Origin of the sequence: Streptomyces sp. NPDC002793 (genome assembly GCF_040295485.1) — a bacterium.
Classification (GTDB): domain Bacteria; phylum Actinomycetota; class Actinomycetes; order Streptomycetales; family Streptomycetaceae; genus Streptomyces.
Genome location: NZ_JBEOVL010000001.1, coordinates 334,358 through 347,507, shown reverse-complemented (window position 1 = coordinate 347,507; position 13,150 = coordinate 334,358). Strand labels below are relative to the sequence as shown.

The window sequence follows — 13,150 nt, the reverse complement described above, 5'->3', positions numbered from 1 at the left end:
GCCCCGTGCCACCCCGTAAGAAGAAGACCGAACCCGCCGACATGAAGCAGATCCTGTGGCAGGCCGCGGACAAGCTGCGCGGCAGCCTGGACGCCGCCGCGTACAAGCACTTCGTGCTGGGTCTCGTCTTCCTCAAGTACGTCTCGGCCGCGATGAGCGAGAAGCGCGCACAGCTGGAGGCAGAGCTGCGGGAGGAGGGCGGCTGGAACGAGGAGGACATCCTCGTCACGCTCGAGGAGCGGCGTGAGTACACCGGCGCCGGCATCTTCTACGTGCCTCCGACGGCCCGCTGGGAGTCCGTCCTCGAACGGGCCGGCACGACCGTGGAGGGCCAGACGGTCGGTGAGGCGATCGACGCGGCGATGCTGGCGATCGAGGCGCAGAACCCGGCGCTGAAGAAGACCCTGCCGAAGATCTACGCCAGCGGCCAGGTCGACGAGGAACGCCTCGTCGGACTGATCAGGCTGCTGGACCGGCTCGCCTTCCAGGAACAGCTGGGCGATGACGGCCGCCGTAAGGGCGCGCGGGACATCATGGGGGAGGTGTACGAGTACTTCCTGGCCGAGTTCGCGCTCAAGGAGGGCCGCAAGGGCGGGGAGTACTTCACCCCGGAGAGCGTGGTGCAGCTCCTGGTGGAGGTGCTGGAGCCGCAGCCGGGCGAGCGGGTCTACGACCCGGCGTGCGGGTCGGGCGGCATGTTCGTGCAGGCGGAGAAGTTCATCGAGTCGCACGGCGGCAACCCGCTGAACGTCGCGGTGTACGGGCAGGAGCTGAACCAGACCACCTGGCAGCTGGCCCATATGAACCTGGCCATCCACGGGGTGGAGGCCAACCTCGGCGACGAGCCGGCCGACACCTTCCGCAACGACCAGCACCCGGCCCTCAAGGCGGACGTGGTGATGGCCAACCCGCCGTTCAACATCTCCGACTGGGGCGGGGAGATGCTCGGCATGGACAAGCGGTGGGTGTACGGGGCTCCGCCCGTCGGCAACGCGAACTACGCGTGGCTCCAGCACATGATCAGCAAGCTCGCACCGAGCGGCCGGGCGGGCGTGGTCCTGGCCAACGGCTCGATGAGCAGCAAGCAGTCCGGCGAGGGCGACATCCGCCGGGGCATGATCGAGGACGACCTGGTGATGTGCATGATCGCGCTGCCGGGGCAGTTGTTCCGGTCGACGCAGATCCCGGCATGCCTGTGGTTCCTCACGGAGGGGAAGGGGCGGCACTCGGGGTGGGTGCGGGGGCGCAAGGGTGAGGTCCTGTTCATCGACGCGCGCGAGTTCGGCTTGATGAAGAACCGCACGTTGCGGGAGCTGACGCCGGAGGAGATCGTCGGGCGCATCGGGGACGTGGTGCGGGCGTGGCGGGGTGTGGAGGGGGCTGCGCCGTACGCGGATGTGCCGGGGTTCTGCGCGAGCGTGGATGTCGTCACCATTGCGGAGCACGACTTCGTGCTGACGCCGGGCCGGTACGTGGGTACGGCGGAGGCGGAGGTCGACCCGGACGCGGAGCCGGTGGAGGCGAAGATCGCTCGGCTTACGGCGTTGCTGCGCGAGCAGTTCGCGGAGTCGGAGCGGTTGGCGAAGGTTGTGGATGAACAGTTGGGGAGGGTGTGATGAGCGGCTGGACTAGGCGCCTCTTCGGCGAGTTGATCAGCGAGACCAAGGACGGCGACTGGGGCCAGGAGGGTGCGGCCGAAGGGTTCGCCCCGTTCCACGTGATTAGGGGGACGGACTTCGAGGACGTGCGGCGAGGCAACATCTCGGCCGTACCCCTGCGTCATCTGCCGGAGCGAACGGTCTGGCGGCGGAGGCTTCAGCCCGGTGATCTCCTGTTGGAGACTGCGGGGGGCTCGCGTGGACGTTCCACGGGGCGGTCGATGCTCGTTGACCAGCGCGTTATGGACCTCTTCCCGGCCTCGGTGACGTGCGCAAGTTTCGCGCGCTTCCTGAGGGTGGACTCTGGGATTGCCGATTCCAGGTTCGTCTACTGGTTCCTTCAGCAGCTTCATATGTCCGGAGCCATGTGGAATCACCAGGTACAGCACACAGGAGTCGCTCGCTTTCAGTACACGCGCTTCGCCGAAGTCCAGGAGGTTCTCCTCCCGCCCCTGGATGAGCAGAAGGCCATCGCCGAGGTGCTCGGTGCGCTGGACGAAAAGATCGCGCTCAACGAGCGGATCCGACACACAGCGCTGAGCCTCGCCGGTGCTTGCTACGAGTCGGTGGGAATCGGCAACGAGTCCGAGCTTCTCGGTGACTTGGCGGAGCTCTTCGACGGTCCGCATGCCACTCCCCACAAGACGCCAACCGGGCCATGGTTCCTCAGCATTAGCAGCCTCAAGAGCGGCTATCTGGATTTGGCGGAATCGGCGCACCTATCCGAAGAGGATTTTCCTCGGTGGACGCGCCGCGTGCAGCCTCAGGGAGGAGATGTGCTCTTCTCCTACGAGACGCGCCTCGGTGATGCCGCACTCATGCCGCCAAGGGTGCGCGGCAGCCTCGGGCGCCGTATGGCGCTCTTGCGCAGCAAGTCAGCAGCAGTGAGCGGGTCGCTGCTGCTGCACGCCTATCTGGCGCCTGCATTTCAGGAGGAAATCAAGCGGCGCACGATTCACGGAGCCACCGTGGATCGGCTTCCGCTGAAGGAAATGCCCGGCTGGCGAATCAGCTTGCCTGCTGCGGGTGAGCGTGAGCGGCTCTCCGAGAAGCTTGACACATTGCACACCACCGTGATGCAGACCGCCGACGAGAACCGCACCCTCGCTGACCTCCGCGACACCCTTCTCCCCAAGCTCATCACCGGCAAGCTCCGCGTCAAGGACGCCACCCGTGTCGTAGAGGAGGCCGTATGACAAGCACCCACCCCGCTGGTGAGCCCCCCACAGACCGCCTCACCGAGAAGGAGCTGGAGCTGCACGCCCTCGGCATTCTCGGTGAGATCGGGTGGCAGCACGTGCCCGGGGCCGAGTTGGGGCCCGCGTACGGGATGCGGAAGGGGTGGGGGGACCTCGTCCTGTACCCGAACCTCCGTAAGGCGATCCGGCGTCGCTATCCGCAGCTGCCCGAGAGCGTGGCCGACGACGCCATACCCCTGCTCCTCACCCAGCTCACCCAACACGACCTGCGCGAGAACCACCGGTTCTACGACCGGCTGACCGGCGGCGTCTCCGTCCCGTACGACGACCCGGCCACCGGCGACACGCGGCACGCGAGGATTCGTCCCGTCGACTTCGGCGATCCGCACGCCAATGAACTCCTCGCTGTCAGCCAGGTACGGGTCAAGAGTGTCAAGGACCGGACGTTCATATTCGACATCGTCCTGTACGTGAACGGGCTGCCGCTCGCCGTCGTCGAGCTGAAGAAGGCCGACAGCAACGACAGTGCTCGCACCGCCTACGACCAGCTCCAGGGCTACCGGCGTGAGCTGAAGCAGACCGGCACCTTCGCGACGTTCCTCGTCATGCTCGCCTCCGACGGGATCACCGCCCGCATGGGCACGCCCTTCACGCCCTGGCAGCACATGGCCCCCTGGCACGCCGACGACCAGGACCGCATGCTGCGCAAGCAGCAGCGCGAGGACGGGCGGGCTCTGGAGCGCATGCTGTACGGGGCGTTCGAGCCGGTCCGTCTCCTGGATCTGATCGCGCACTTCCTCTCGTACTCCGCTGAGAAGTCGGGCGACGTCAACACGGTCAAGCTGGCCAAGGCGCACCAGTACATCGCCGTGAACAAGGCTGTCCGCGCCACAGAGTCGGCCCTTGCGACCGACGGCCGGGCGGGGGTCGTCTGGCACACCCAGGGGGCGGGGAAGAGCGAGGAGATGCTCTTCTACGTGGGGAAGGCGGCCTCGACGCCCGAGCTGTCCAGCCCGACCTTCGTCATGCTGACGGACCGGATCGACCTCGACGACCAGCTGTACCGGACGTTCGCCGCCAGTGACACCCTGCGTAAGAGGATCAAGGAAGAGCTGGAGACAGCCGACGACGCGGGGCGGCTGCGTGAGCTGCTGGACAGGCCGAAGAGCAACGGTGGGGTCGTCTTCGCAACGCTGCAAAAGTTCCGGCTGACCGAGGCCGAGCGCAAGGCCGGCGTCCGGCATCCGCAGATCTCGCCGCGCCGTGACGTGATCGTCGTCGTCGACGAGGCGCACCGCAGCCACTACGACTTCATCGACGGCTACGCCCGCAACCTGCGCGACGCCCTCCCGAACGCCACCTTCATCGCCTTCACCGGCACGCCCATCAACAACCACACGGGCAGCACACAGGGCGTCTTCGGCGGGAACATCCACACCTACGACCTCACCCAGGCCGTGGACGACGGGGCGACCGTTCCCGTCTTCTACGAGCCTCACCTCGTCCAGGTCGACCTCATCAAGGACGCGGACCTCGACGATCTGGACGCCCGCGCGGAAGGCCTGATCGAAGGGCTGAGCGAGGACGAGAAGCGGGCCGCCAGGCGGCGGTACGGGCGGTACGAGGAGCTGATCGGTTCTCCCGCCCGCATCCAGGAGCTGGCCGGGGGGCTGCTGGAGCACTGGGACGCCCGCAGTAAGGAGATGGAGAAGCTGACGGGCTGGAAGGGCAAGGGCATGGTGGTCTGCGCGTCCCGGGCCATTGCCGCGCGGCTGTTCGAGGAGGTGATCCGCCGCAGGCCGGACTGGAAGGGGGAGCGCGACCCGAAGTCGCAGCTGCTGACTGACACCACGGGGCGTATCCGGGTCGTCTTCACCGGGAACGCGGCCACGGACACCGCAGAGGTCGCCGACTACGTCCGTACGCCCACCCAGCTGAAGAAAATCCAGGAGCGGGTGACGAACCCGGATGACGAGCTGGAGCTGGTGATCGTCCAGTCCCTGTGGCTGACCGGGTTCGACGCGCCGCCGCTGCACACTCTCTACCTGGACAAGCGGATGCGCGGGGCCGCGCTCATGCAGGCCATCGCCCGTGTCAACCGCACCTGGCCCGGCAAGCCCTCCGGGCTGGTCGTCGACTTCCAGGGGGTCATACGGGAGATCAAGGAAGCCCTCGCCGAATACTCCGAGCAGGACCAGGCGGACCCCATGCTGGGTGCCGACCTCGCAGGCGCGGTCCAGCTCGTCCGGGAGAGTCACCAGCAGATCGTGGACATCCTGCACGGATGCCGGTGGAAGCAGACACTCGCCGGCGGTGGCCCGCGCTCCTACCGGGAGGCACTGGTCGAGGTCCTGGAATTCCTCATCGCGCCGGAGCCGGGGCTGGAGTTCGAACAGGCAACTCGCAAGCAGCGGTTCATGTATCACTCAGGTCTGCTCCGGCAGGCCTTCTCTCTCTGCCCGACCGATCAGCGCGTACAGGATCTGCTGGCCGACATCCGGTTCTTCGAGTCCGTGCGGAAGTCGCGGGAGAAGTACACGGCCGACGAGCGGCAGGAACAGGACACGGCCACAGCGGCGGACGTGGAGCCGCTCATCGCGCAGCTCCACGCGTCGGTCATCGCAGCCGACGGTGTCGTGGACATCTACGACGCCGCCGGCCTGACCAAACCGGACCTGTCCCATCTGGACGAGTCACTTCTGCGGAAGCTCCAGGCGTCCAAGCATCCGAACCTGGCCATCGAGGCGCTGCGGCGGGCGTTGCTCAAGGAGATCCGGGACGCCCATCCGCGCAACCTGACTCGGCAGGAGAGTTTCACGAGTCGGGTGCGGGCCGCGATGAACCGGTACACGAACGGGCTGCTGACAGCGGCCGAGTTCATGAAGTTCCTCATCGAGTTGGCACAAGAGGTGTCCGCCGACCGGGGCCGGGCCGAGACGCTCGGGCTGACTGAGGACGAGCTGGCCTTCTACGACGCCCTGGCTGCCGATCCTTCCGCGGTCGAGCAGATGGAGGACTCGGTCCTCGCACGGATCGCCCACGAACTGTACGAGCAGATCCGCAAGGACGTCACCGTCGACTGGAAGCTGAAGGAACAGGCGCGGGACCGGATCATGGCCCGGGTGCTCCGGCTCCTGCGTAAGCACGGGTATCCGCCGGACAAGCAGCCGGCAGCGATCGAGCGGGTCTTGAAGCAGGCGGAGGACCTGGCGGAGGCGATGGCGTGAACCCCGGTGCTCGGAGCTCGCGCTTCGGGCGCCGGGGTTCGAGGGGCGAGCGTCGGGTGGGGCGTGTTCACTCTCCCGGGGGACGTTTCCGGTAGCGCGGGCCCGGCGCTTGAGCTTCGGGACCCGGGCGGCGAGATACGGGCTTCGGGATTCGAGCGACTTCTTTACCCGGTAGGTAAAAGAGGGTTCGGGTAAACCTCCCCTACCTCCCTGACCCGTCACGGCCAGCAAGTATGACTAATCGTGACCAACTTGCAGCGGAGTGTGGCGACTGCTTACGGTGCGGAAACCAGAACGACCCCGACGCGGTGCTGACAACACCAGGCCGGGGTCTCACCTCAAGATCAGGAGACGATCTCGTGGCTACCGAGCAGCCTAGCCCCGCCCTTCGCGCACCCGCATCCTCGCGCCCATACCCGATGGCCAATCCCGGCTACGGCAAGCGATCCGCCCCGGACCAACAGCCGCGTCGCGCTGATGACTTCACGCTGCTGCCGCTGCGTGAGCGGCACATCGCCGGGTTTATCGACCAGCTTCCCGACGGCGCGGCGATGGACGTCAAGGGCCTGGCCAAGCAGTTGCCGCTCTACGGGCAGCAGGCGGTCGGCTCGGCTCTGAAGGCCCTGTCCGTCGCCGGATATCTGCGACGCGTGCGGTGCCTGGTGACCGGCGAGGGCGGGCAAGTGCGCTGGGTCTTCCGCACGTTCTGGTCCCGCACCGCCCGCGACAACGAGTGGTGGGGCGCGCTCGTCGGCGCCGAGCGCTCGCAGCCGATGGTTGCCGAGCCCGCTGCCGTCCGGACGGAGGCCCCCGTCGTGCCGCAGCAGCGGACGCCGGAGCCGGTTCCGCCCGTGCTGGAGGGTGACTCGCCCGCGTACGCCGCCCTGGCGCGACTGGGCCGCGTCGATGCCCGTCTGGCGCTCTCCGCCGCCGACTGCGCGGTCCTGGAGCCGCTGGCCGCCGCGTGGTTCACGCGCGGTGTGGATGCCGACTACCTCGTGCAGGCGCTCGTCGCCGGACTACCCGTCGGGGTCGACTCGCCGGTCGGCCTCGTCCGCCGCCGTCTCACGGACAAGATCCCGCCCCAGGTTTCCGCCGCCCCGATGCCGCCCGCGCCCGGCGAGCCCGTCCGGCGCGTGATGATGGAATGCACCAAGTGTGGTGTGCCCGGCCGCGCGGAGGCCCTTCCTGATGGCCTCTGCCGAGCCTGTCGGGAGCCCGGTCAGGGTGCGCCGGAGGAAACAGCTGAACTGCCCGCCGAACGGGACGTGCGTGCCTACGTCGCCGAGCTTCGCGATCTGCTCAAAGCGCCCTGACCGTCTGCTGTTCGTCCGGTCAGCTCCGGGCCGCGAACGCGGCGAAGGCCGACCAGGCGGTGGGAGCGACGGTGAAGGTGGGGCCCTCGGGGTCCTTGGAGTCGCGGACGTGGATGGCGGTGGGGTGCGCGGCGACCTCGATGCAGGCGCCGCCCTGCTCGCTGCTGTAACTGGACTTGCGCCAGTCGTAGGCGATTTCCACGCAAGCCCCGCCTTCGCTGCCGCTGTAGCTGGACTTGAACCACTCAAGTGCGATGCTCATGACTCTCCTAGCAGCCGGTCCAGCAGGCCTTTCGTGTCCTCGATGTTCAGAGCCTGCGTTCGCAGCATCGCATATTTCTGCGCCAGGATGCTTACCTCGTCGGGGTCGGCGACGAGTTGACTGCCGCGCTGAGTTTCCGTGTAGCCGATGTGCTGATAGTCCGGTGTTTCGAGCAGGATGAACGGGCCGTCCAGCCCGGCGTGTGTCCACCGTCCGAGTGGCATGACTTGCAGCGTAATGCCAGGAAGGTCTGCACACGCGCGGAGATGGTGGAGCGTCTCCGAGTACACGTCGTCACCGCCGAGGCGGTCTTGGAGGACGGCTTCCGATACCACGAAGCTTGAGGTGGGAGGTACAGGCCGACGCATGATGGCCTGGCGTGCCAGGCGGGCCGATACCTGGGCATCGATCTCTTCCACGCGCAGCACTGGAACCTTGCTACGGAACACCGCCCGCGCGTAGCTCTCCGTCTGGAGCAGCCCTGGCAGCACCTGGTTCTCGAACCAGGACAGTGCCAGCGCCTCCCGCTCCAGGTCCATGTACTGCTCCGCCCACGCCGGGATCAGGTCCACCTCCGGCATGTTGGCCACCGCCGTCTCCAGCGCGCCCTTCGTGTCCAGCAGCGCGTCCAGGCGCCGGGCGAGGTCGGGGAGCAGCGTGCGGCGGCCCTGTTCGATGGAGGCGATCGTCTCCACCTGGACGGCGGCCCGGTCCGCCAGCTGGGCCTGGGTCAGGTCCGCCGCGACGCGGAACAGGCCGACCAGCTTGCCGACGAGTTTCATGGCGGACGCGTTCCTGCGCTGCCGATTCCTGGGGTGCATACGGTGCGGCCTCCCCGCCCTGGTGCGTACTTCATACGTCGGCGACCCGTACAAGAGATCTGTACGTGCTCACCTACTGCTGAACGATAGGCACAGAGAGTGATGCTCGTCTCATGAACGAGACGATGCAACCCTCGCTGCTCCGTGAGCGCTTCTGCCGGCGTGACCGCCGCTCGGTCGCTGCGGTACGGGAGTTCACGCGCGAGGCCGTGACCGACTGGGGGTTCGGGGCGCGGCTCGACGACGTGCTGCTGTGCGTGAGTGAGCTGGCGACCAACGCGCTGCTGCACGGCGTGCCGCCGGGGCGCGGGTATCTGGTCCGGCTGCGACTGGAGGCGGAGGGATGTGCGCTGTCCGTGGAGGTGCATGACAGCGGGGGCGGGGTGCCTGCGGTGCGGCGGCCCGACGGTGAGTCGGGGCGTGGGCTGCTGCTCGTCGACGCGCTCGCCGATCGGTGGGGCGTGGGAGAGCGGGACCCGGGAAAGTTTGTGTGGTGTGCGTTCACGCAGGCCTGACGGTTCAGGACACCAGGCCCTGGCGGTAGGCGTAGACGACGGCCTGGACGCGGTCGCGGAGGCCGAGTTTGGTGAGGATGCGGGAGACGAACGTCTTGACCGTCTCCCGGCTGATCACGAGGGCCCCGGCGATCTCGCTGTTGGAGAGGCCGTCCGCGATGAGGCGCAGGACCTCCAGTTCGCGGGGGGTCAGCGGGATGTCGGGGCCGTTGTCCTCGGTGGGGCGGATCCGGGCGGCGTAGCGGCCCACGAGCTGGCGTGTCACCTCGGGGTCCAGCAGGGCCGCGCCCGCCGCCACGGTCCGGATGCCGTGCAGGAGCCGGTCCGGTGGGGCGTCCTTGAGGAGGAAGCCGCTGGCGCCGGCGCGGAGCGCCTCGTAGACGTACTCGTCCAGGTTGAACGTCGTGACCACGAGCACCTTGACGGGGTGCGGTACGCCGGCGCCGGCCAGCAGGCGGGTGGCCGCGATGCCGTCCAGCACCGGCATGCGGATGTCCATCACCACGACGTCCGGGCGCACCTTCGCGGCGAGGTCGACCGCGGTCTGTCCGTCCCCGCACTCGCCCGCGACCTCCAGGTCGGGCTGGGCGTCGATGATCGTCGACAGTCCGGTGCGGATCAGCACCTGGTCGTCGCAGATCAGGACACGGATCGGCGTGGTCACGAGGGGCTCCCGGAGGGTATGCGGGCCCGGACGGTGAAGCCGCCGTCCGGCTGCCGGTCCGCGCTGAAGTCGCCGCCCAGGACGCCGACCCGCTCGCGGAGGCCGGCCAGGCCGCGCCCGCTTCCACCGGTGAGCGTGGCCTTCGAGCCGGAACCGTCCGTGCTGACCTCCACGGTGATCTCCTTCTCGCGGTGGTGCACCTGAACCGAAGTGCGGCTGCCATGAGCGTACTTGAGGGCGTTCGTCAGGGATTCCTGCACCACCCGGTAGGCCACGAGGTCGGCGCTGCCGGTCGACTCGGCCGGGGTGCCCTCCTCCGTGAACTCCACGGGCTGCCCGGCCCGGCGTGTCTGCTCGACGAGCGTGAGGAAGCGGCCGGCGGCCGGGGTCCTGGCCTCGGTGCCGTGGTCGGGGTTGAGCAGGTCGAGCAGGTGCCGCAGGTCCGTGATGGCCCGGCGGCCGGTGTCGGTGACGGCTGTCAGGCTCTGGTCGAGACGCTCGGGGGCGGCGGTCAGATAGCGGGCCGCCTCGGCCTGGACGACCATCGCCGTCACGTGGTGGGTCACCACGTCGTGGAGTTCGCGTGCGATGCGGGCGCGTTCGGCGGTGCGGGTGTCCTCGGCGACGCGGCGGCGGTACTCGGCCTCCAGGGCCCGGGTGTGACGGACCCATGTCCCGACGCCCCAGGCGAGCGCCACGGCGAGGTAGAACGTCACGAACTCGCTCGGTGGTTCGCCCGGCCCGATCCGGTGGAGCGCGACCGCCAGTGGAACGTACGCCACGGAGACGGCGATCGCGGTGGTGCGCCTGTGGTGTTCCAGGTGGGAGCCGACGCTGAACAGCGCGATGGGCAGCGCCATGCCCGCGAGCGAGTGGTAGCCGCGGAGCTGGTCGACGGCGAAGCCGGACGCCACCAGGGCGAAGCAGAGGACGGGCCACCGGCGGCGACCGGCGAGCGGGAGGCACTGGAGGGCGATCGCCGCGAAGGCCAGGGAGTCGAAGGGGCGGGTCGGCAGGCCGCCGAGCTCCGTCCCGTTGTCGTGGTACACCAGCGAGGCGGCGAACAGGACCGCCGCGAGCGGGACGTACCAGACTGTGGCACCTGACCGGCGCCACAGTTCCTGGATCCGCGAACGTCCGATCATCGGGGAAGTGTAGTGGTGGCGGCGACCCGGTCGGCGCGCCGACGGGGCACCAGGTTGCCGCGCCTGCGGGCCAGCCACATGAATCCGATCGTCGCCAGTACGCCGAACAGCACCGCGTACACGCTGCCTTCCGGCCCGAAGTCGCCGCCGGTGACCCACGTCGGGCCCGACGTCATGGTGTCCAGCAGTCCCTGCGGGGTGTCGTTGCCGGAGACCTCGGTGCTGAAGATGCCGGCTGCCGCGAAGTTCCAGCCGAAGTGCAGGCCGATCGGCAACCACAGGGTGCGGGTCGCTGCATAGGCGGCGGCGAGCATGCCACCGGCCTCGATCGCGATGGCGAGGGCGCCCCACAGGCTGGCGTTGGGGTTCAGCAGGTGCACGGCGCCGAACACGACCGCGGTCAGCGTCAGCGCGATCCAGGTGCCGGTGTACTCCTCGATGATGCGGAACAGGACGCCTCGGAAGAGCAGTTCCTCCGTCACGGCGGCGGCCGACATGAAGCCGACCAGCCCCAGGGCGCCGGTGACCGAGCCCAGACCGTTGATCTCGTAGTGCGCGTTGACGTAGATGTTCGTGATGACGGCGCCGAACATGGCGACGCCGATCAGCATGCCCCGGCCGACCGCGGACCCGGCCCCCTCGCGGGCCACTTCGGTGGACGGGCGGTGCTCGGTCTTCCGCACCACCCATCCGTAGACGAACACGGCGAGCACGGAGGTCAGGAGTCCCACGACGAGCTGGATCCAGGGGTTGCCCTCCAGGGCGGCGACAGTCAAACCGCCGATCATGGTGACCACCACGACGGCCAACAACTGCCAGACGAACCTCATGAACGCTCCTTCTCCGGGGCCGCGGCAGGGGTGCCGCGACGCCTCGAACGCTACGGAGGCGGCGTCCGGGAGTCGTCACCTCACGGTGGACACCTGGCCGTAGCTCGCGTGGGGGACAGACGGCCCGGTGGACCGGTTCAATTCGGTTGTGGGCAGCTCCGGTTACGGCGATGATCACCGGCATGTTCTCGCGCAGGAAGCTCCGTCCGACGTCCCCCGAACTGGCTCCGGCCTGGGAGCACCTCGACGGAGGCGACGTCCCTGGCGCGCTGCGCGCGCTGCGGCAAGCTCCCACGGCGCCGCTGGGAGAGGTCGCGGTCGTGGTCGGCCGGGCCGCCGAGTCGGCCGGATTCGACGACCTCCGGAAGGCGGCCACCGAGCTGGCGGCGCACCCGGACCGGGTGCGGGCCCTCTACGACTACGGCTACGCCTGCATCGAGCGCGGCGTGCCCTACCTCGCGGTACCCGCGCTGCGGGAGGCGGTGCGCCTGGCCCCGGATTCCGCCGGCGTGCTGCGTGAACTGGTCTCCGCGTACGAGGACGAGGGCAGGCACCGTGAGGCCGTCGACGCCCTGCTCGCCCGGGAGGACGGCCTCGACGACTGGCCCGACCGGTACCTCCTGGTCTTCAACGCCGTCCTGGCGGGTGACCTGGAGCTGGCACGCAGGCAGCACGCACGGTTGTCCGACCCCGCCGAGGACATCTGGTTCGGTGCGCGGGACCGGCAGAACCGCGTCCTGGAGCGGGCCGCGACCGTCGGGCGGGTGAGCCCGCTGGACCACTCGGACCTGCGCGGCTGGCAGTACGTCATGGGCGGCACGGTGCTGGGGACGCTGTCCCCGCACGGCTACGACGCGGGGATGACCGGTCGGTACGCCTGGTCCCAGGACACCCACGCACAGTGCCTGCAGGGCCTGTTGCGGCTGAAGGCGGTGCTGGACGCCGCCGGTCTGCGGCCCCGCTCGGTGTCCCTGCTGCCGGACCGGGGGAGCAGGATCCTGGGTCTGGCCGCCGCCCAGGTGCTGGGCCTCCCGGCGGAGCCGTTCGAGGAGGGGCGGGAGGACACCGTCGTCATCGCCTACGACCTCGACGACACCGCGCGCACCGACCGGGGCCCCGACATCCTCGGGCAGTTGTTCCACCGGGTGCCGGGGCAGGTGCTGCACGAGCACGCGAGCTGCTGGACCGACCCGCCCGCCGTGGCCGCAGACAGCGTCACGCTGCTCCACCAGTCGATCGTGGCTCCGTGGGGGGAGGTTCTCCGGCTGGGCGACGACGGCTCGACGGTGCGTGGGGAGGCCGACGCGAGGCCGGAGGCGGAGATCGCCGCCGAGATCGTGGGCGCCGACCCGACACCGGACGCAGGGGACGGGGAGACGCCCGCCGACCCCGTCGAGAGGCTCACGGACTTCGTCTCGGCCGTACGGGGCACCTGGCTCCGGGGCGACCGGGACCGGCTGACGTCCTCGGGCCCGGTGGCCAGCTCACGTTTCCTCTGACACGTCCAGGAGCC

Annotated in this window: 11 protein-coding genes; 6 read left to right on the top strand and 5 right to left on the bottom strand. The window is 69.0% G+C overall.

From position 1 onward, the window contains the following. Positions 1–5: 5 nt before the first annotated feature. The 4 genes from ABT001_RS01585 to ABT001_RS01570 all read left to right on the top strand — a co-directional run bounded on the left by ABT001_RS01585 (position 6) and on the right by ABT001_RS01570 (position 7,400). Positions 6–1,616, top strand: coding sequence for a class I SAM-dependent DNA methyltransferase (locus ABT001_RS01585; RefSeq protein ID WP_351270642.1), 1,611 nt, complete (start codon positions 6–8; stop codon positions 1,614–1,616). After that, positions 1,616–2,854 (top strand): restriction endonuclease subunit S, encoded by a 1,239-nt coding sequence (locus tag ABT001_RS01580; RefSeq protein WP_351270639.1) that lies wholly within the window; start codon positions 1,616–1,618, stop codon positions 2,852–2,854. Before ABT001_RS01585 ends, ABT001_RS01580 begins: the two co-directional genes overlap by 1 nt. Beyond that, the gene (locus ABT001_RS01575; RefSeq protein WP_351270636.1) at positions 2,851–6,084 is read left to right on the top strand and encodes a type I restriction endonuclease subunit R; all 3,234 of its coding nucleotides are present in this window, start codon (positions 2,851–2,853) and stop codon (positions 6,082–6,084) included. The genes ABT001_RS01580 and ABT001_RS01575 overlap by 4 nt, the downstream gene beginning before the upstream one ends. A 419-nt stretch (positions 6,085–6,503) precedes the next feature. Next, entirely contained in the window at positions 6,504–7,400 is an 897-nt protein-coding gene (locus ABT001_RS01570; RefSeq protein ID WP_351270633.1) for a MarR family transcriptional regulator, read from the top strand. A gap of 19 nt (positions 7,401–7,419) precedes the next feature. Here ABT001_RS01570 and ABT001_RS01565 read toward each other — a convergent pair whose 3' ends face one another. Then, positions 7,420–7,662 carry a DUF397 domain-containing protein gene (locus tag ABT001_RS01565; RefSeq protein WP_351270630.1) on the bottom strand — a complete coding sequence of 81 codons (243 nt, stop codon included), beginning with the start codon at positions 7,660–7,662 and terminating at the stop codon, positions 7,420–7,422. Continuing rightward, entirely contained in the window at positions 7,659–8,444 is a 786-nt protein-coding gene (locus ABT001_RS01560; RefSeq protein WP_502967395.1) for a helix-turn-helix domain-containing protein, read from the bottom strand. Before ABT001_RS01560 ends, ABT001_RS01565 begins: the two co-directional genes overlap by 4 nt. Positions 8,445–8,596: 152 nt before the next feature. Between ABT001_RS01560 and ABT001_RS01555 the strand changes: the two genes are divergently transcribed. Next, complete coding sequence (locus tag ABT001_RS01555; RefSeq protein ID WP_351270624.1) at positions 8,597–8,998, top strand: ATP-binding protein; 402 nt, start codon at positions 8,597–8,599, stop codon at positions 8,996–8,998. Between the two features lie 4 nt (positions 8,999–9,002). Here the strand turns inward: ABT001_RS01555 and ABT001_RS01550 are convergent, their stop codons facing one another. From ABT001_RS01550 to ABT001_RS01540, 3 genes are read right to left on the bottom strand one after another with little or no spacing between them, the layout of a single operon-like run. Continuing rightward, positions 9,003–9,662, bottom strand: coding sequence for a response regulator (locus ABT001_RS01550; protein ID WP_351270622.1), 660 nt, complete (start codon positions 9,660–9,662; stop codon positions 9,003–9,005). Next, entirely contained in the window at positions 9,659–10,807 is a 1,149-nt protein-coding gene (locus tag ABT001_RS01545) for a sensor histidine kinase (RefSeq protein ID WP_351270619.1), read from the bottom strand. The genes ABT001_RS01550 and ABT001_RS01545 overlap by 4 nt, the downstream gene beginning before the upstream one ends. Continuing rightward, positions 10,804–11,637, bottom strand: coding sequence for a CPBP family intramembrane glutamic endopeptidase (locus ABT001_RS01540; RefSeq protein WP_351270617.1), 834 nt, complete (start codon positions 11,635–11,637; stop codon positions 10,804–10,806). Before ABT001_RS01540 ends, ABT001_RS01545 begins: the two co-directional genes overlap by 4 nt. Before the next feature lie 182 nt (positions 11,638–11,819). Here ABT001_RS01540 and ABT001_RS01535 point away from each other — a divergent pair, with 182 nt between their 5' ends. Then, entirely contained in the window at positions 11,820–13,136 is a 1,317-nt protein-coding gene (locus ABT001_RS01535) for a tetratricopeptide repeat protein (RefSeq protein WP_351270758.1), read from the top strand. The last annotated feature ends 14 nt before the right edge of the window (positions 13,137–13,150 follow it).